General features: G+C 45.4%; 16 protein-coding genes. 5 read left to right on the plus strand and 11 right to left on the minus strand.

Annotated elements, in window-relative coordinates:
* Positions 1-60 precede the first annotated feature (60 nt).
* The 6 genes from hfq to nspC form a co-directional block, all read right to left on the minus strand.
* Positions 61-699 carry an RNA chaperone Hfq gene (hfq, locus tag B0681_RS02580; RefSeq protein WP_078317163.1) on the minus strand — a complete coding sequence of 213 codons (639 nt, stop codon included), beginning with the start codon at positions 697-699 and terminating at the stop codon, positions 61-63.
* Between the two features lie 47 nt (positions 700-746).
* Entirely contained in the window at positions 747-1,877 is a 1,131-nt protein-coding gene (gene miaA / locus B0681_RS02585; RefSeq protein WP_078317164.1) for a tRNA (adenosine(37)-N6)-dimethylallyltransferase MiaA, read from the minus strand.
* Entirely contained in the window at positions 1,878-2,309 is a 432-nt protein-coding gene (gene tsaE, locus B0681_RS02590; RefSeq protein ID WP_078317165.1) for a tRNA (adenosine(37)-N6)-threonylcarbamoyltransferase complex ATPase subunit type 1 TsaE, read from the minus strand.
* Positions 2,310-2,313: 4 nt separating this feature from the next.
* Entirely contained in the window at positions 2,314-2,910 is a 597-nt protein-coding gene (locus tag B0681_RS02595; protein WP_078317166.1) for a 6-pyruvoyl trahydropterin synthase family protein, read from the minus strand.
* 109 nt (positions 2,911-3,019) lie between these two features.
* On the minus strand, positions 3,020-4,267 hold the full coding sequence (locus tag B0681_RS02600; protein ID WP_078317167.1) for a saccharopine dehydrogenase family protein: 1,248 nt from the start codon (positions 4,265-4,267) through the stop codon (positions 3,020-3,022).
* Positions 4,268-4,467: 200 nt separating this feature from the next.
* Positions 4,468-5,670, minus strand: coding sequence for a carboxynorspermidine decarboxylase (nspC, locus tag B0681_RS02605; protein ID WP_078317168.1), 1,203 nt, complete (start codon positions 5,668-5,670; stop codon positions 4,468-4,470).
* A gap of 117 nt (positions 5,671-5,787) precedes the next feature.
* Here nspC and B0681_RS02610 point away from each other — a divergent pair, with 117 nt between their 5' ends.
* The gene (locus B0681_RS02610) at positions 5,788-6,000 is read left to right on the plus strand and encodes a DUF2905 domain-containing protein (protein ID WP_078317169.1); all 213 of its coding nucleotides are present in this window, start codon (positions 5,788-5,790) and stop codon (positions 5,998-6,000) included.
* A gap of 144 nt (positions 6,001-6,144) precedes the next feature.
* Complete coding sequence (locus tag B0681_RS02615; RefSeq protein ID WP_228143835.1) at positions 6,145-6,975, plus strand: hypothetical protein; 831 nt, start codon at positions 6,145-6,147, stop codon at positions 6,973-6,975.
* A 79-nt stretch (positions 6,976-7,054) separates the two neighbouring features.
* On the opposite strand, the gene B0681_RS02620 is transcribed toward B0681_RS02615, so the two are convergent.
* From B0681_RS02620 to nrdB, 3 genes are all read right to left on the minus strand, one after another.
* Positions 7,055-7,765 (minus strand): hypothetical protein, encoded by a 711-nt coding sequence (locus tag B0681_RS02620; protein WP_078317170.1) that lies wholly within the window; start codon positions 7,763-7,765, stop codon positions 7,055-7,057.
* Between the two features lie 13 nt (positions 7,766-7,778).
* Positions 7,779-8,105 carry a 2Fe-2S iron-sulfur cluster-binding protein gene (locus tag B0681_RS02625; protein WP_078317171.1) on the minus strand — a complete coding sequence of 109 codons (327 nt, stop codon included), beginning with the start codon at positions 8,103-8,105 and terminating at the stop codon, positions 7,779-7,781.
* Between the two features lie 142 nt (positions 8,106-8,247).
* Positions 8,248-9,378 (minus strand): class Ia ribonucleoside-diphosphate reductase subunit beta, encoded by a 1,131-nt coding sequence (nrdB, locus tag B0681_RS02630; protein ID WP_078317172.1) that lies wholly within the window; start codon positions 9,376-9,378, stop codon positions 8,248-8,250.
* A gap of 375 nt (positions 9,379-9,753) precedes the next feature.
* Here nrdB and B0681_RS02635 point away from each other — a divergent pair, with 375 nt between their 5' ends.
* The gene (locus B0681_RS02635) at positions 9,754-10,173 is read left to right on the plus strand and encodes an ACP-like domain-containing protein (protein ID WP_078317173.1); all 420 of its coding nucleotides are present in this window, start codon (positions 9,754-9,756) and stop codon (positions 10,171-10,173) included.
* A gap of 91 nt (positions 10,174-10,264) precedes the next feature.
* On the opposite strand, the gene B0681_RS02640 is transcribed toward B0681_RS02635, so the two are convergent.
* Positions 10,265-11,500 carry an O-succinylhomoserine sulfhydrylase gene (locus B0681_RS02640; RefSeq protein ID WP_078317174.1) on the minus strand — a complete coding sequence of 412 codons (1,236 nt, stop codon included), beginning with the start codon at positions 11,498-11,500 and terminating at the stop codon, positions 10,265-10,267.
* A gap of 248 nt (positions 11,501-11,748) precedes the next feature.
* Between B0681_RS02640 and B0681_RS02645 the strand changes: the two genes are divergently transcribed.
* Together B0681_RS02645 and B0681_RS02650 are read left to right on the plus strand one after the other, a co-directional pair.
* On the plus strand, positions 11,749-12,822 hold the full coding sequence (locus B0681_RS02645; RefSeq protein WP_078317175.1) for a sulfate ABC transporter substrate-binding protein: 1,074 nt from the start codon (positions 11,749-11,751) through the stop codon (positions 12,820-12,822).
* A gap of 237 nt (positions 12,823-13,059) precedes the next feature.
* The gene (locus B0681_RS02650) at positions 13,060-14,112 is read left to right on the plus strand and encodes a sulfate ABC transporter substrate-binding protein (protein WP_078317176.1); all 1,053 of its coding nucleotides are present in this window, start codon (positions 13,060-13,062) and stop codon (positions 14,110-14,112) included.
* A gap of 240 nt (positions 14,113-14,352) precedes the next feature.
* On the opposite strand, the gene B0681_RS02655 is transcribed toward B0681_RS02650, so the two are convergent.
* A complete protein-coding gene (locus B0681_RS02655) occupies positions 14,353-18,495 on the minus strand; it encodes an exodeoxyribonuclease V subunit gamma (protein WP_078317177.1) in 4,143 nt (1,380 codons plus the stop codon).
* Between the last annotated feature and the right edge of the window lie 3 nt (positions 18,496-18,498).

The raw sequence follows: 18,498 nt of genomic DNA on the forward strand, positions 1-18,498 counted from the left end.
TTCTTTTAAACCCATTTGCAAGTTAATTTGATCATCTTCAAACAATCAAGTCAGCTTCGATTAGCTTTCGTAATCTTCATCGTCAAATTTAGCATCCGCTTTAGCATCAAAGCCTTGGCGATTAAAGCTACGAGTATCATTATTTTCAAATGACTTACCATCAAAGCCACGCTCTTCGAACCCTTGACGGTCAAAGCCTTGGCGTTCAAAGCCCATGCCAGTAGATGCGCTACGGTCAAAACCTGATTGCATACCACCCATACCGCCTTGATAACCCATATTACTACGGTCAAAGCCTTGGCGTTCAAAACCTGCTTGTGGCGTACGAGTAAAACCACCTTGTGGACGGCTGCCACCTTGATAACCACCACCCATACCGCTACGCTCAAAGCCTTGGCGTTCAAAGCCACCGCCTTGATAAGTGCCGCTAGTCATCACGCCAATATTTGCCCCTTGATAGCCACCTGATACAGGTGCAGAACCCCCTTCGGTGCGTGGGTTACGAGTTGGTACGACGGTAGAAATGGCGTGCTTATACACCATTTGGCTAACGGTGTTTTTTAGCAATACGACATATTGGTCAAATGATTCGATTTGACCTTGTAGCTTGATGCCATTGACCAAAAAAATCGAAACAGGAATACGGTCTTTACGCAGCGCGTTCAAAAATGGGTCTTGCAAGGTTTGTCCTTTTGACATACGACTCTCCACATAAAATAGCTCATGCAATGCAAAAAAGGCTGTGCCTAACGTTGGTGCGATTGCAAGAATTGCTTTTGTACTTGTTCTATGCTATCAAATGAATCTATTGTAACATTGGTTATAGTTGGATTATCCATCAAGGCAAGTTGTTTTAGCCATGTATATTGGCGTTTTGCTAATTGCCTTGTTGCATATAATGCCTTATTTTTCATATCTTGACAAGATAAATCCCATAAGTTAATCGGGGTTTTTGTCGATTTTTTTGGAAAATTGGCTGAAATCTCATTGATGATTTGCTCATCTGTTAGTTTTGAGAAATTTGATTGATAATATTGATGTATCGTTGGGTGATTGACCACACTCTCATGTCGAATGCGACACAGATGTTCGAGCACTTGCCGATAGCCGACACAGCGCATCGACGGCATATCCACATCCAGTGCTGGATGTTCGTTAATCAGCCCAATCACTTCATCCACAAAGCCATCCGCCCACATGATATCCAGCCTGCGACCGATACGCTCATGTAACCAAGCACGATCAGGCGTGACAACGATACCATACCACTGCCATTTTGGGTCATGGCTAAGGGCGACTTTTGGAGTGTCTTGCCAATGACTCATTGGCTTACCTGTTTGTAGATGTACTTCAACAGCACGGGTGATACGCTGGGTATCTGACGGCTTAAGCTTTTGGCAGATGATCGGATCATGGGCGAGTAGATAGTCATACAGTGCTTGATTGCCTTCATTATCAAGCCACTGATTCACCTTTTCACGAACCGACTGGTCGGTTTCTGGTACGCTAGAGATACCATCAAACAACGCCATATAGTACATCATCGTACCGCCGACCAAAAGCGGAATCTTGCCACGCTGATGAATTTCATGAATCAGTCGCTCGACATCCGCCACAAAATTCGCCACACTATAAGTCTCGGTCGGAGAAATAATATCCACCAGATGGTGGGGAAATTGGGCAAGCTCATCAGCAGTTGGCTTGGCAGTGCCGATATTCATACCTTGATAAATCAATGCACTATCCACCGACACAAGCTCAAATCGCCCTGTCTGATACAGTGTAAACGCCAAATCCGTCTTACCACTGGCAGTCGGTGACATCAGACAGACGACACTATTGTCGGGCAAATCTTGATAATGCGGTAGTGATGACATTTATGAAGCCTTGATAAATTCAAGCACACGGCAATCATCTGCTTGACGAGTCAATTCAATCAGATAATCAGGCTTTGGCAAATTGGATTCGGCACGGCTCGCCCATTCGATGATGACAAGGCTATCATGCTCATCAAAATATTCAAAAAATCCAATATAATCAAGCTCTTCTGGATCATTGAGTCGGTATAAATCGGCATGATAAACCGGCTTGATGCCTGTGTTTGTTTGGATTTGATAAGGTTCAACGAGTGTATAAGTCGGGCTTTTAACCGCACCAATATGCCCCATGGCTTGTAGCCAATAGCGAGTCAGCGTCGTCTTACCCGCACCCAAATCCCCTGACAGCCACACACTGCCCGTCAGATTCATATCGGCCAGCTGCTGGGCAAAAGCCTTGGTATCAGTTTCATTATTTAGGATAATTTTCATATGGTCAAACTTGGACTTGTAAATCCACAGAGGGATTGATGAATGATTTGCCTGATTTTAGCTTATCATACATCATTGGATCGCCCCATTCTGCCTTGACCTGCTCACTAAATTCAAAGTCAGCCAAATCAAGCTTGCCCATTTGCTCATTGGTAACATCATCGCCAAAGCACTGTGCATAGCCTGTCGCCGTCTCATGGACGATAACCGAGTGTAGATGGACATCTTGCTCGCCATTTTGCATTTGTGTTTGTTTTAAGATGGCATCCGCCCAAAAGAAAATCACACGGCTAAATTGCTCAGCTGACGGTGATACAGGTAAGCTCACCCAGCGTGCACTAAAGTCTTTGCAAGCTTGAATATAGCTTGGATCATCTTTATCCCAAAAAGTGATGGCATGATCAAAGCTGTCAATGATGTCCTTGATATTACCCTTAAGTAGCCCAAAATCATAGACCATCTGCCCATGATCCAAGCGATGCGCTTCCAAGATCAGCTCAACTTGATAGCTATGCCCATGAATGGAGCGTTTGCAGCGATCGGATGAGCAGTTGCGGACGATGTGAGCATTTTCGAATTTAAACAGTTTGCGAATACGCATGAGATGCCTTTATTATTTTGATCATATGATTTTATTATAGCATAAATTTTCATAGCAACATAAAAAACGCACCCAAGTTGGCTTGAGTGCGTCATCTGTGCTGCGTTTATCATGCAAATTCCAACAAGCGATCGCCGTCTTTATCGCTAATACGAGTTGGCAAGCCCATTTGATTCAATAGATTGATGAATGGGCGCGCATCAAGCTCTTCGACATTGACCATCGTGCCGACATTCCACTCACCTGTCGCGATCAAAATTGCCGCTGCAACGGGTGGTACGCCTGCCGTGTAAGAGATACCCTGACTGCCAACTTCACGATAAGCTTCTTCGTGGTCAGCGATATTATAAATAAAAATCTCGCCATCAACGCCGTCTTTTTTGCCTTTGACCTTGTTGCCGATACAGGTTTTGCCTTTATAATTGGGCGCAAGGCTTGCTGGATCTGGTAGAACTGCCTTGACCACTTTTAATGGCACAACTTCCAAACCTTCGGCAGTTTTGACAGGTTGTTCTGACAACAGACCTAAGTTTTTTAGCACACCGAAGACATTCATATAATGCTCGCCAAACCCCATCCAAAAGCGGATATTTGGCACATTTAGGTTCTTGTGCAATGAATGCAGCTCATCATGTCCTGATAGGTAGCTGTTTTGGACACCGACCACAGGTAGATCATCCGTGCGTTTGACTTCAAACATCTGATTGGTTTGCCATTGGCTATTTTGCCAAGAATAAACGACACCAGTAAATTCACGGAAATTAATTTCAGGGTCAAAATTGGTGGCAAAATATTTGCCATGACTGCCAGCATTGATATCAATAATATCAATATCTGTGACAGTATCTGCATCAAAATACTCTACACCCAAGCGCGCATAGGCATTCACCACACCCGGGTCAAATCCGATACCCAAAATCGCTGTCACACCTGCCTTCTTAAAGGCATCACGCTTTTTCCACTCATAATTCTCATACCACGGTGGCGCTTCACAAATCTTGGTCGGATCTTCATAAATTGCCGTATCCAAATAATGTGCACCCGTCTCAATACATGCATCCATCACGCTCATATTGACAAACGGTGAGCCGACATTGATGACGATATGCGCATCAATCGAACGAATCAACTGTACAAGCTGCTCGGTATCCAAGGCATCGACAGCGTGCGTATGCAAGATGGCATCTTTTTTAAAACTGCTCTTTTCGGCGACACTACTGGCGATGGTATCGCATTTTTCTTTGGTGCGTGATGCGATATGAATTTCGCCAAAAACATCATTTGCCATCACGCATTTGTGTGCCACGACTTGTGCGACGCCACCAGCGCCAATAATCAAAACATTCGGTTGAGTCATGATAAATCCTCCTTTGTGCTTAAAAACTAAGCAACATCAACATTATGCATGAATTAAAAAGGAAGACTTCAAGGAAAATCCATGCACCCAACATCCATCAATACTTGCAAAATCACAAGCATGACAAAGCTTAGAATAATAACGAGTATTTGGTGATTTTTCAACCGTTTGATGATGAATTTATGCCAAATTTGGATAATTTATGACAAGCTATTTTTATAATCATCATAATCAAACTGACGCTGTACGACCACTTCGCCATCTTGACGGATAATGACAATGGACGGCATATCGACACCATTAAACCAGTTTTTCTTCACCATGGTATAAGCAGCAGCATTACCAAAGGCGACTTTATCCCCGATTTGTAGCGGTTCATCCAGTGTATAATCCCCAAAAATATCCCCCGCCAAGCACGACTTGCCACAGATACGCACCGCCGTCTCATCCGCTGTCACACCATCAAAATCACCGCCTTTAATATCATAAGCGGTATCATTGACATAAGCAAGCGGTGATGACTGACGATAAATCAGCAAATCTAACATATGCGCTTCGATGGATGCATCCACCACCGCCAAAGGCTTACCATTATGCAAGGTGTCAAGCACGCTCGTTACCAGCACTGCCCCTTGATGTACTGATGCCTCACCAGGCTCTAGATAGATCTGTACGCCGTATTTGGTGGCGAAATCTTTGAGTCGATTGGCAAATTTATCTAAAGGATAATCAGGATCAATAAAGTGAATGCCACCGCCAAAACTCACCCAATCAAGCCGATGAAACAGCTCGCCAAATCGCCCTTCGATATCTGCCAGACTTTGGCTAAACGCCTCAAAATCGGCATTTTCACAGTTATTATGAATCATCACACCGCTGATACTATCCGCCACTGCCATGATGGCATCAACATCATGCTCACCAAGTCGGCTAAAGGGTCTGGCAGGATCAGCGATGATGAATGATGAATTACTGGTTTGCGGATTTAATCTTAGACCGACAGGGATGTTTTTGGCGTCAGCTTTTTTGCCAAAGCGAGCTAATTGATTAAATGAATTAAAAATAATCTTATCAGCATACTCGAGCACTTCATCAATCTCATGCTCACTATAAGCGACGCTATAAGCGTGCGTCTCACCCCCAAAGCATTCTTTGCCAAGGCGAACTTCTTTTAAAGATGATGATGTCGTGCCGTGCAGATATGGCTTCATCGACTCGAACACGCCCCAAGTGGCAAAGCATTTGAGCGCAAGCAATGCCTTAGCACCGCTGGTTTGGCACAGCTTTTCGGTGATGGCAAGGTTATCAATGATGGCTCGCTCATCGAGTAGATAATACGGTGTGGGCAGTTTGGCAAGGGCTTGTTTTTGGTCGTCCGTTAAGCGATGAAAAAATTGACTCATGGGCTTTTTCCTTGATAAAATCAGGTTGCAATTTCAGGCTTATTGTAACAAATTTTGGTGCTTTTGAGGTTAAAAAGGCAGTTTTAAAATCGATTTTGGCGGTTTTAGGGACTTACTATGGCAAAACTACTCATCCTGCTTGGCGCAGTGTTATTGATTCTTGGGGTCGTGCTAAGCCTATTTCCCAATGCTTTGTCGTGGTTTGGCAAGCTGCCTGGTGATATCAGCCATCGCTCAGCTGATGGCAGCGTACGGATATATTTTCCCATCGTGACGATGATTGTCATCAGCTTGGTACTTAGTATTTTATTGAATGTTTTTCGTCGTTAGGGGCATTAGGCGAGTTTTGATTGATAAAATAAACAAATATCGCCATCTTTGACTACAAAAAGCTACGCAGCAAGATGTATTTTGTGAATAAAGTTTGTTAAAATAACCCTCCAACTCACAGATTTTATTATAAATTGATTCATTATGGATAATATTTCAGCATCAGCATCTCAGCCTGTTCATCACACTCATAAGCCCACCGATCAGCCAGTGATGGATCAGCATGTCCAAGCCAACAAGACTTCAGGTTTTCAAGCAGATGCACAGGCAGATAGCCTAATCAGCGACAGTTTGCTTTTGGGTTGGCAACAGGCATTTGGCAATATCAAACATGGCTATGTCAAAGCCGCTGACAGTCTGGTCGATGAGATCTGGGTGACATTAACCCAACAACAGGTCAACGATGCGCTGTATAAATTTGTCACCAAGAATGTCAAAATGCTACATAATCTTAAGCTTGACATCCATGAAGGCTGGCTGCGACTGTCTTGTACGGTGGATATAATGGGCATTTTTGCAACAGTGGCGAGCAATTTTGAATTGGTGCATCTGCAGCTTGATCGCCATACTCAGCGCTTGGTACTGCGACAAATCAGCGACACCGACATTATCGAACTGCACACCAAACAATGGTACAAAGCACCAGCAGCGCGCATGGCCGTGGGGGCATATCGTTTGTTTTTACGCAAAGATCCACTGCCTTTTATTTTAAGCAGCATTAAAATCAAAGGCATTCCTTTTACCGAACATAAAGGCGATGTCATCTATCTTGAGATCGGCCGTTGGCTAAAAAACAGCGAAATGATCATGACAAACCTAAAAAAAGCACAGGTCAATGACGGGGAGCTTGGGGCGCAGCAGCTGTTACTGAAGATTCAGCCGAATTTTGGTGAGATTTTAAGCCTTGGCGATCCAAACGCCGACATTATCAGCGAAAAAGACAATCCAGACAAACAAGAGCAAAAATCCAGCTGATCCGTATGTCGATTGCATCTGGCCTAACTCGATGGACTTGATCATCCACTGCCCAATGCTTGAAGCTTTGGGCAGTTTGTTATTCTGCTATTATCAAGCGCTCAATGAGGGCCATCAATTCTACTTGCTCGACGCCTTTGGTATTAATCTGATACAGTCGATCTTTGATGATGATCTCAGCGCTATAATATACCACTGACTTTTTGCCCACGAAGCGCTCTAACTGCATCGGCACACCTAAGACTTGCTGATTTTGCAATTCTTTGATGCGCAGCAGTGGCTCGGCAACATCGATACCTGTTTCAAAAATCTCAATCCTTTGTTTGGCATCTGGCCGCTCAAACAAGCGATAAATCGTCCGATACACGCCATCAGCGATCGGATCATCATACTCACGCCCCGTCAGCACAAACCCTGCTGGCACAAGCTCATTCAGCGGCGCAGGCACAAAGACAGTGGGCTTTTTACGGCCAAAGCGATAGCTCATCTTAGCGTGCGTGGCTTGTTTAAACTGCACACTCATCGCACCTGTCAGGCTGCCTGTGCGCTGTAGTGTCTTGAGCTGTTGCCGATGGCGCTGTGGATGCTCACTTTCATTTAAGCTGATATAATTGACATAAACTGGCTTGGGATCAGCCTCTGCGGCGATCGCTTCATTGATGATGCTAACCGGCACAGGTGATGTCACCGCCTGTTTTGGTGATGTACGCAAATACAAAAAGCCTGTCAGTGCCATTCCACCAACCACGGCAGCAGCTAAAGATATTTTTTGTTTTTTGGATAATCGCATTCGGCCACCCACCTTATTTGGATCGTCTGGTCTCAAAGTCATCAGCCGCGTCAGGAAATAGGCTCGGTTGATTGTCATTATTGGGATAATAGCTGACTTTTGCTGTGCCATCAAGCACACAACAACACGCCAAAACCTCATTGTCATTCAATACCGCAATCGGCGCACGCACATAGCGCACAGTACCCGTATTGGTGACAAGGTTCATGCGGCAAGCACCGCAATAGCCCTGCCGACATTCATAACGCACCGTCTGATGCTCTGTGCGTATCATGCCATCGAGTAACGATTCATTGTCATGCAAATAAAATCGCGCCTCATCGGTAAAAACCCAACCCATATCATTAATCTTAATTGTATTTGTTATTATTTATCAATATAAACAGTAAAAGGGATCAAATCATCCCAGTTCAAAGCTTCATTGTAGCCGATAAAATTGGGCTTGTCATCAACAAGCCCATCATTTATTCTACTGTTTTCGATTACAACTCAAAATCATCCAGATCGACATCATCCAAATCAGCATCAATCTGTCCAACTAGATAAGTTGTAATTTCGGTTTCTTGTGGGGCGACTTGCACATTATCTGATGATAGCCAAGTGTTGATCCATGGAATTGGGTTGCTTTTGGTGTCAAAAATCGTCGGCAAGCCAATCGCCATCATGCGCGTATTGGTGATGAATTCAACATATTGGCACAGAATATCACGATTAAGTCCAATCATTGAACCATCTTTAAACAAATAATCCGCCCACGCTTTTTCTTGCTCGGCAGCACTGCGGAAAATCCCAATCGCCTCTTCTTGGCAGGCTTCAGCGATTGCCATCATCTCAGGATCATCCTTGCCTTGACGCATCAGATTGATGATATGCTGCGTGCCATTTAGGTGCAATGCCTCATCACGAGCGATCATCTTGATGATTTTGGCGTTGCCTTCCATCAGCTTACGCTCAGCGAAGGCAAATGAACAGGCAAACGACACATAAAACCGAATCGCCTCAAGCACATTGACAGCAACAATGCATAGATACAGCTGTTTTTTGAGATTTTGAAGCGTTACTTCATAAGTTTCGCCATCGACTTGATAAACCCCTTCGCCATGCAAATCGTATAGCTTGGCGCAAGTATGCAAATCATCATAATATTTGGCGATGTCGGTAGCACGCTCTAGGATGTGCTGATTGTCAATGATATCATCAAAAATCTTACTCGGATCATTGACGACGTTACGGATGATGTGCGTATAGCTACGCGAGTGAATGGTCTCGCTAAACGACCATGTCTCAATCCAAGTCTCAAGTTCAGGAATCGACACCAAAGGCAACAATACCACATTCGGGCTACGGCCTTGGATGCTGTCCAATAGCGTCTGATATTTTAGATTACTTAAAAAGATATGCTGTTCATGAGCGGATAATTCAGCAAAATCAATACGGTCTTTTGAGACATCAATCTCTTCAGGACGCCAAAAGAATGACAACTGCTTTTCGATCAGCTGCTCAAAAATTGGGTGCTTTTGTTGGTCATAACGAGAGACATTGACCGGCTGACCGAAAAACATTGGCTCTTTTAGGACATCATTTTTGGTTTGACAAAAAATAGAATAATGCATAACAACACCCAAAGTTAATAAATAACACCCACCCCCAATTCGATCGATGAGCAGCAGTCTAAACTGGTTATATTACCACAAATTGATGGCTTTGTACCAGATATCGATGCTATTTTCATAAGCTGGCTTTGATTTTCTGCATTGATGTCGCATTTGTGGAATCTGATGATGGCTTGAGTAATATATCAGCCAAATTTAAGCTTATTTATAAAGTTTAATTTATCAAACAATTTTAGCAGCGGTATAAAACTGGAAAAATAAAGTTACATTTATCGCACTGAAAACTGGACATTCCAGCAGTAAAATTCCTTCGATGATGATAGATTTCATCGGTTGTTATTAATTATTAGTTAATCATTAAAAAGGTGATTGATGATGAAAACTGCATTTAAATTTATCCCTGTAATCGCACTTGCTCTAGGCAGCACAGCAGCTTTAGCAAACCCTGCGCCACACTCGGACGCCAATCAAGCTCGCCAAGACACCGTTAAAACGCGTACTGTGAATTACAGCTGCCAAGGTGGCAAAAAAGTCGCTGTCAAATACGGCTTTAACAGACAGAATCTGCCAACTTACGCTCAAGCAGCTTTAAATGGCAAAACCCGCTTTATGCCGATCAACCTAAACCGTAGCGATGCTATTGGTACGGTGTTTGGCGATGAAGACAACTTCAGCCTGAGTGGTGCCGTCGATGCTGATTCATTAACCCTTAACAATGTCCGCAAATCCAGCATCAACATCCAAAGCCCAGGCTCAGAGATCATCTATAAAGGCTGTACAGCTCGTAAACGCTGATATGCTGACTGGCAAATCATAAAAATTAATTCAAAAAAAATGGTTCAAGCATATTGCCGAACCATTTTTTATTAATAGCAGATGGCATCAATCACAGTGCATCAAGTCCGCGCGCCAAATCATTGATGATATCACGCGCATCTTCAAGGCCGACAGACAGACGAATCAAGCCATCAGTCACGCCTGCCTCAATACGCTGTTCTGGCGTCATGCGAAAATGTGTCGTGGTCGCAGGATGAGTGATTGTCGATTTGGCATCACCCAAATTATTAGTAATACTAATCACTCTTGTGCTGTCAATCACCTGCCATGCCGCCGCTTGATCCGCCACCTCAAAGCCGATGATCGCCCCAAATGCACCGCCTGCCACCTCCAGTGCGGTGTGCTGTCTTTTGGCAACTTCATGACTTGGATGGCTTGGCAAACCTGAAAAATGCACGTGCTTTACCTTGGGATGATTGGCAAGAAATTCAGCGACTTGATTGGCATTCTCACAGTGTGCTTTCATGCGTAATGACAAAGTCTCAAGTCCCTTTAACAGCACCCACGCATTAAATGGTGACAAGCTAATACCCCCTGTACGCACCACGCCAAATGCCTTTTCCATCAACTCATCTGAACCAACAAGCGCCCCGCCAAGCACTCGCCCTTGACCATCAATGTACTTGCTCGCCGAATGAATGACCACATCCGCACCCAACTCAAGCGGTTTTTGGATGGCTGGCGTTGCAAAGCAGTTATCCACGATCAGTAAGGCATCATGATCATGTGCAAGTTTACTTAAAAATGCCAAATCAGCAATCTGCGCCAAAGGATTGCTTGGACTTTCGCAGTACAGCACACGAGTATTGGGCTGCACGGCCTGCGTCCACGCCTCATTATCAAAGCAATCGACATAGCTGACTTCCACGCCAAATGCCTTAAAATAGGTATCAAACAAGGCTACTGACGAACCAAATAACTGCTTGGCACATAGTAGATGATCACCTGCTTTAAGATAAGCTAAGCACATGGTCAAAATCGCACCCATACCACTGGCGGTCGCCACACAGCGTTCGCCATTTTCAAGCAGTGCTAAACGACGCTCAAAGGCTCGTACCGTCGGATTGGTATGACGGCTATAGACATTGCCTTTTTTGTTGCCATTAAAATGGTCGGCAGCATCGGCAGCTGAGCGATAGACATAGCTACTGGTGGTAAAAATCGCCTCAGAATGCTCGCCTTCATCAGTGCGATGATAGCCACCACGCACCGCCAAGGTTTGTTCAAAAAAGCCTAAGCTTGGATCAATCGCATCAGACTGCCAGTTTGGGTCAAGTTGAGTCATGAGTTATCCTTATTGTCGAAATTTGATGGTAGATATACACACTTAGCATAGCATATTTTTGACAAAATATCAGTATTTCAGCTTGATTGGTTGATTGCCCATGCTACTTGCAGGCATCGTATAAATTCCTGTTTGGAAAATACAAAGTCAATTTTGGTGTTAGAATTTCATAAAGATTTTTTGTAAAGTATGCTAGTTTTATAAGCTTTGGCTTATGATGAATATTCACGATACCATAGGTAAAGACAATGACAACTTTTAAAACCACCAAACTACTTGCAGTCACCTTAGGTGCAAGCCTTGCGCTAACCGCTTGCTCAAAATCTGAACAAAAAACTGAAACCACCGAACCTGCCAAGCCCGAAACCACAACGGCGGCAGGTGGCATCGAACTACTGAATGTCTCATACGATGTATCACGAGATTTTTATAAAGATTATAATGAAATCTTTAAAAAGCACTATCTAGCACAGCATCCAGGTGCCAAGATTGAAATCAAACAATCACACGGCGGCTCTAGTAAACAAGCCCTATCGGTGAAAAACGGCCTACAAGCGGATGTCGCTACCATGAACCAAGGCTCAGATATTGAACTGCTCGCCGATGCTAAATTGGTCGATGCCAACTGGCGTCAAGAATTCCCGAATAACGCCATTCCATTTACCAGCACCATCGTATTTTTGGTGCGTGAAGGCAACCCAAAAGGCGTCAAAGACTGGAATGATCTAACCACCCAAGGCACCGAAATCGTCATCGCTAACCCAAAAACCACCGGCAACGGTCGCTATGCATTCTTGGGTGCTTATGGCTACGGTCTGCATACTTTTAACAAAGATGAAGCCAAAACCAAAGACTTCGCCAAACAGCTGCTTAGCAATGTCAAAGTCTTTGAAAACGGTGGCCGTGCTGCAACAACGACCTTTGCTCAGCGTGGCATTGGCGATGTACTCATCACCTTTGAAAACGAAGCTAATGTCATCAAAGGCAAATTTGGTAATGTCGAAATTGTTTATCCAAGCTACACAGTCAATGCTGAGAACCCTGTTGCCGTTGTCAAGTCTGTTACCGACAGCAAAGGCACAACCGACGCTGCCAAAGAATATCTGAATTACCTGTACAGCGATGAAGCGCAGGAGCTTGCAACCAATTTCTACCTACGCCCAAGCAATGCTGACATCCTAGCCAAACATCAGGATAAATTCCCTGCGATGACGACATTCTTCCCGAATGAAGTCTTTGGCGACTGGGCAAGCATCATGAGTACTTACTTCAGCGAAGGCGGTATCTATGACCAACTGGCTGTAGAAGCACAGAACAAATAACCGCATCAATCCATCAAAATCAGTCAAGATATTGTCTTGGCTGATTTTTTTGTACCCAATATTTATTAGCCGGCAGTAGCAGCTAATGGCTATTGGTTGGACTTAGGATTATTTGGAAGAAATTGCACTTATGCGATTCTGGAATAATAAAGAAAGTTTTTTGAGTTTTAACTATTTGCCAAGTTTCGATAAAGTAAGCACATCAACTGATGGTTATCTATTTTTAAGGAAAAGCAAATGAAATATGCCAAAAATCTTAGCCTAAGTGCGCTTGCCATCGCAAGCATCATCAGCCTATCCGCCTGCTCAAAATCTGAGCCAGCTGCAAGCACTCAAGCAGACACCAGTGCAACCAAGGTCGAGCTACTCAATGTATCTTATGATGTCTCAAGAGATTTTTATAAAGAATACAATGAGTTATTTATCGAGCATTACAAAACCACCAACCCAGATGTCACCGTCAGCATCAAGCAATCACACGGTGGCTCAAGCAAACAAGCACTGTCTGTCGCCAATGGGCTACAGGCTGATGTCGTGACCATGAACCAAAATTCAGATATTGATTTGTTGGTCAGTAAAAATCTAATCAGTAGCAATTGGCAAGAAAAACTACCAAATAAGGCCGTGCCCTACACCAGTGCAACCGTATTCCTAGTGCGTGCAGGCAACCCAAAAGGCATCAAAGATTGGCCAGATTTGACCCGTAGCGACATCCAAATCGTGCTACCAAACCCAAAAACATCGGGCAACGGTCGCTATGCATTCTTGGGTGCTTATGGCTATGGTCTGCACACTTTTAATAAAGATGAAGCCAAGACTGATGAGTTTATCAAAACTCTACTTGGTAATGTCGATGTATTCGACAGTGGCGCACGAGCTGCAACGACGACCTTTACCCAGCGTGGTATCGGTGATGTACTCGTCACTGCCGAAAACGAAGCCAATCACATCGCTCACAGCCTAAATAAGGGTGAATTTGATGTCGTTTATCCAAGCTACACGGTCGCAACCGAAAACCCTGTCGCCGTCGTAGAAGCGGTTGCCACCAAAAAAGTGAGCGATAAAGTCGCCCATGACTATTTAGAATACCTATATAGCGATGAAGGTCAAGAGCTGGCAGCTAAGCTATATCTACGCCCTAGCAATCCTGATATCCTAGCCAAGCACAGTGACAGATTCCCGCAGATGACGACATTTTTGGTCAATGATGTCTTTGGTGCATGGGATAGTGTGATGAAGACTTATTTTGCTGATGGCGGTAAATTTGATCGCTTGGCGATTAAGCAATAATCCTCATTGATACCAAATTTTCATTTGATAACACCTTGCTATTTGGCAAGGTGTTTTTTTGTGGGCTTGATTTGACGGCCTTTGATATCGATACTTTTAATGCTAACGGTGGATTATCATTATCTCAAGGTACTAGTACCTTACCAAGCAGTTAGATCGCCATCAACGCTATCATTTTTAAGATTCACAGAGATATGGGATATGCGCCTAACCCAAATAAAGCCTTGGCGCATCATCAGATCATGGTGCTGGCTTGATTTGAACGGATTGCATGAAGGTCTGCGGCAGTTGCCCGTACAATATCTGAGCAAGCGGCGCTGTCTTTGTTAGCTCTGCCATCACATCGCAGTCTTTGAGTAATAGCTGCCATGCGCTGCTGCCATAATGCTCTTCATAATCGCCATTAAGCCAAGCTGAAAAATACTTTGGATCCCATGACATCTCATCTGACTGATGCGCCATCATCAGCCCAAGCATGGCAGGCAGCACCAAGGGTTGTTTTTGTAGCATCAGCGCAAATGCAATGAAATTTACCAACTGTACCTCGGCTACTGCCGCTGTGATTGGACGCAGTCTGATTAGGCACTCTTTGGTGTCCAGCCCAAAATATGCCAGATCATTGGTGGGTTTATCAAACTGCCAAAAACTGCTGCCATGCCCTTTGATCACCTCATCTTCTGTGGTCTGCCGATGAATTTGCCAAGCCAGATGAGACAGGTAATAGCGCATCAGATGATTGATACGAGCGGCACTGGGCAGCACCCTTAGCCATCGATCCGCCTGAGCGCTCGGCACTTTGGCGATGAGCGCGGTCTGCATGGCTGGCGTATCGATCAAAATGGTCTGATCAGCGGTGTCGGTAATCATCGCCGAATACTGTTTGTCATCCAAATCCGCCCACGCGTGATCCAAATCCTGCATTGATGCATGGTATTGCAGCATCAATTGTTCGATATTTAAAATTTGCTCATCAAAACTTGATAATCTGTTCACGCCAGCAGGCAATACGCTGTCATAATATACCGATAATAGCGGAGCAGCCTGACTCATCTTTAATTGGCGAAGTATGGTACTTGGCTGAATCACCTGATTAAGCGACTGTCCATCAAATGCGCCCGTTGCCAAAGCATCGATCAGCAGATCTTTGAGCTGATAACGACCTAGGCCATCAAGCATCAGCGGCTCTTCAGGATCAATCTCCTCATTTGACTGCTGCAGGGCTATCTTACGCTGTAGATATCCTTTGGCAGGGTTGATCAATAAGCGATGTAGCTGATCAAGCGCGACCATCGTCGGTATCTGGATATGGTGATGCGCCAGCAGATCCTGTAGTGGCTTAGCATCTGCTGTCATATTTGCCTGTAGGGCTGTGGCGATGGCCTCATAGTCTATGGCCTGTGGCAAATTGATCATCGCAGGCTGGCCGCATCTTGTATCTAGAATCTGTCGCACCTGATGCATGATGGGCGGTGGTGGCAGATGATGGGCATGCAGATGCTTGGCCTGATCAATTTTATGGTTAAGACTGGCGCTTATATCTTGATCGGATAAATCACGATTCTGCCGATAAAACAGTGATGCATCAAACGGCGTGGGCGCATGCCGAGTGATCAATAAGGTCTCAACGAGCTGTGGGGCGATCTGGACGATTTTAGCCTGCCATTGCTCCACTTCATCATCGGCATTCTCGCCTGCACTGATGGACCACTGGACATTGGATTTAAAAAACTCAATCAACTCACTGACCGGCGAGGCAGGCAGTAGCAGCGTACCATCTTCTGCCGTGTCGGTATAAAATATCGCACAAGCATCACGCGTACATAATATCGCATCCAAAAAAGCGCCATTATCATCATCTTCGGCATAGCGATCACCGCGCCGCTTTAGCCCTGCTTTCATCAGATCCATGCGCGCCTGCCGCTCTTGTCGCGGAAATGCCGACAAATTCATATCCAGCATTAAGGTGAGGCCAAATGGAATGCTGCGCAGCGCCCCAAATCTGGCAAAGGTGATCATCCCTGTCGCCTCAGCACTGATGGCCTGTGAGGATAGCATGCCGCTGATGCTCTCAAGGACGAATTTTAAGGATAGACTGATCTCACTGCCAGCATGATCTGACTGCCCTGCTTGTCGCTGATAAAACTTATTGGCACGAATACTGGCTTGGATGCTGTTTTTTGCCTCAAAAATCGCGCGCATCTGACTGGTTTCGCGGTATTTATCAAAATATCGGTCAATGATGCGATGTTCGATGTGCCACAGCCAATATTCTACAGGTGCTACTTGCTGATAATGATCGCGTGACTCGGATAAGGCTTGGTGAATCACGCACAAAGCCTCAATAATGCGTCCATCTGCCAAAGTCACGCCAGCCAAGGGCAGCACTGCCTCGGCAAAGGCATCTGTTTGCCATGAAAAAGGATGCAAAAGCGTACTGGGCAATGAGGCATCTGGCGTCAAAAATCCTGCGACGATGCGATCGAGCGCATAACTGAATGAATAGCGATAATCCAAATCCGCTTCGTTCAGCGTCTTGGCCAAGTGAGCGGTGTCGAACCCTCGGCGAAACCCTGCCGCATCCAACAGCTCACACGCACGTGACATCGAGGCAAAATCCAAGCCCAAGCTGTCATACAAAACAGGCGTCATCAGCCATTCATACACTTCTTCGCGATAAAATCTGGCGCCCTCAGCACCCAACAGTCGATAAAATCCACTGATCGCCTGCATCAGCATCTCAATGTCTCGGCTGGTAGTGCCTGTGATTTTGGCTGGCAGCTGCAGACCATCGATCCCGACGCCATCATCAAAGACCAATCGGATCAAACTTTCAGCCTCACCAACATCAGGCAAATAGACCACGACATCAGACAGCTTGCGTGCGCTACCATCAGCATTAGGCTCATTCAGATAGCGTGCGATGATCAAGCGCGCCACTTGCAGCTGTCGCCGAAGACTGCTGCATGCATGGATACTTAAGCTTGGTAAAGCATGCTCTGTCGCCAAGGGCAGGTTCATCTGACTTTTGGGCTGGATTTTATTTTGCCAATATTCATCAGCCTTGAGCGCATCGATCAGGGTCTGCTGCCACCATTGTTCGGTCGATGAACCCTCATCGAGCATCAAAATATCAGCTTTTAATTGATCAAGCAGCCGCTGATCAGCATCATCGCGATCCGACACCACAAAGGCATCTTGCCAAAGCACCTGCCAATCCTTGGGAGTGTCCTGCTTAAGCTGATGGCGATCGGTCTGCCCATCTGGCACTTTTTCATAATAAAACTCGCCACCTGACATGTCTGCAAGCATGGCGAAAGTCTCTCTGGATTCCTTGGCAAGCCTTGATAATAACGCGTGTCCATGGTCTTTTAGATAGACAGAGTTGGGATTGATGATCCGCTGAGTAGCGAGCCAATTTTTATCAACGATGTCCGCCCAAAACATCTTTGAGGGATTGAAATGCAGCAGATGCACATCGATATGCACCGACAGCCGCTTAAGAAATTGTAGCTCAATCAGCGGTATCTGCTGGACGGTAAATAGATATAAAGTGTTCGGCAGCAAAGCCAGTGCCTGCTTGGCCAACTCATTTGTACGCGCGCCATCAAGCACTGCCCAAAACCGAGCCTCAAGCGCCTCACGGTGTGCATACACCGGCCCAAACAGTTCATGCCATAGATACCTGAGCAGCCCTTCAAGTCGCTGATAGCGCAGCACCAGCCATTCAGGTGTCGGTTCACCATCGGCATAGTCATTGGCGAATCTGTCTTTTTTGGCGATCATGCGTTCGACCGACTCGGGCAATGGCCGACCTTCCGTCCAAGCATGCAGCCACTCAGGGCGATGCGTCAAATAGCGCACATACACCGCTGCCAACTCATCGCAGCTCTGCCACAGTCGATGCTCGGGGATTTTTTGGTGGTTTTCATCATAGATGGCGCCGACCAGTTCATTCAGTGGATGCTGGTCATCAGCTATAATAGCCCCCAGTGTCTGAGCAGATAAGCCACTTATAAACCCAAAAATGCGCCAGCGCATCACCGAGCCAGACAGTACTGCGACCTCAGGAACCATTAACATGTCTTGTGGGTTTGCTTTGGCATCGGCTTGCAGCACTTTTTGGATCATTTGCCATTGGTACTGACCCCAAAATTGCGCCACGAACAGCGTGCTAATACCAAGCTCATCGGCGACACTGCGCGTCAGCCAATCGCCCAGCACCATCGATGGCACAATCACGGTAAAAGGCGCAAAAGCCATCGCCCCCAAGCCAAGCTTAGGACTACCGCCATCATCTGCGGCCTGTTTGGTTGCCTGCCGATAATGACTCACCAAATGCTGCAACAAGACCTTGGTGTCGTTAGATTGAGTGACTTTAAACATAAA

Source organism: Moraxella porci DSM 25326 (assembly GCF_002014855.1).
GTDB lineage: Bacteria > Pseudomonadota > Gammaproteobacteria > Pseudomonadales > Moraxellaceae > Moraxella > Moraxella porci.

Excerpts from the sequence above, each read along its gene's own strand:
- miaA (WP_078317164.1), bottom strand. The coding sequence starts at position 1,877 with ATGTCATCACTACCGCATTATCAAGATTTGCCCGACAATAGTGTCGTC.
- B0681_RS02620 (WP_078317170.1), bottom strand. The coding sequence starts at position 7,765 with ATGCGATTATCCAAAAAACAAAAAATATCTTTAGCTGCTGCCGTGGTT.
- hfq (WP_078317163.1), bottom strand. The coding sequence starts at position 699 with ATGTCAAAAGGACAAACCTTGCAAGACCCATTTTTGAACGCGCTGCGT.
- B0681_RS02615 (WP_228143835.1), top strand. The coding sequence starts at position 6,145 with ATGGATAATATTTCAGCATCAGCATCTCAGCCTGTTCATCACACTCAT.
- B0681_RS02595 (WP_078317166.1), bottom strand. The coding sequence starts at position 2,910 with ATGCGTATTCGCAAACTGTTTAAATTCGAAAATGCTCACATCGTCCGC.
- B0681_RS02650 (WP_078317176.1), top strand. The coding sequence starts at position 13,060 with ATGAAATATGCCAAAAATCTTAGCCTAAGTGCGCTTGCCATCGCAAGC.
- B0681_RS02610 (WP_078317169.1), top strand. The coding sequence starts at position 5,788 with ATGGCAAAACTACTCATCCTGCTTGGCGCAGTGTTATTGATTCTTGGG.
- B0681_RS02655 (WP_078317177.1), bottom strand. The coding sequence starts at position 18,495 with ATGTTTAAAGTCACTCAATCTAACGACACCAAGGTCTTGTTGCAGCAT.
- nspC (WP_078317168.1), bottom strand. The coding sequence starts at position 5,670 with ATGAGTCAATTTTTTCATCGCTTAACGGACGACCAAAAACAAGCCCTT.
- nrdB (WP_078317172.1), bottom strand. The coding sequence starts at position 9,378 with ATGCATTATTCTATTTTTTGTCAAACCAAAAATGATGTCCTAAAAGAG.
- tsaE (WP_078317165.1), bottom strand. The coding sequence starts at position 2,309 with ATGAAAATTATCCTAAATAATGAAACTGATACCAAGGCTTTTGCCCAG.
- B0681_RS02645 (WP_078317175.1), top strand. The coding sequence starts at position 11,749 with ATGACAACTTTTAAAACCACCAAACTACTTGCAGTCACCTTAGGTGCA.
- B0681_RS02625 (WP_078317171.1), bottom strand. The coding sequence starts at position 8,105 with ATGGGTTGGGTTTTTACCGATGAGGCGCGATTTTATTTGCATGACAAT.
- B0681_RS02600 (WP_078317167.1), bottom strand. The coding sequence starts at position 4,267 with ATGACTCAACCGAATGTTTTGATTATTGGCGCTGGTGGCGTCGCACAA.
- B0681_RS02635 (WP_078317173.1), top strand. The coding sequence starts at position 9,754 with ATGAAAACTGCATTTAAATTTATCCCTGTAATCGCACTTGCTCTAGGC.
- B0681_RS02640 (WP_078317174.1), bottom strand. The coding sequence starts at position 11,500 with ATGACTCAACTTGACCCAAACTGGCAGTCTGATGCGATTGATCCAAGC.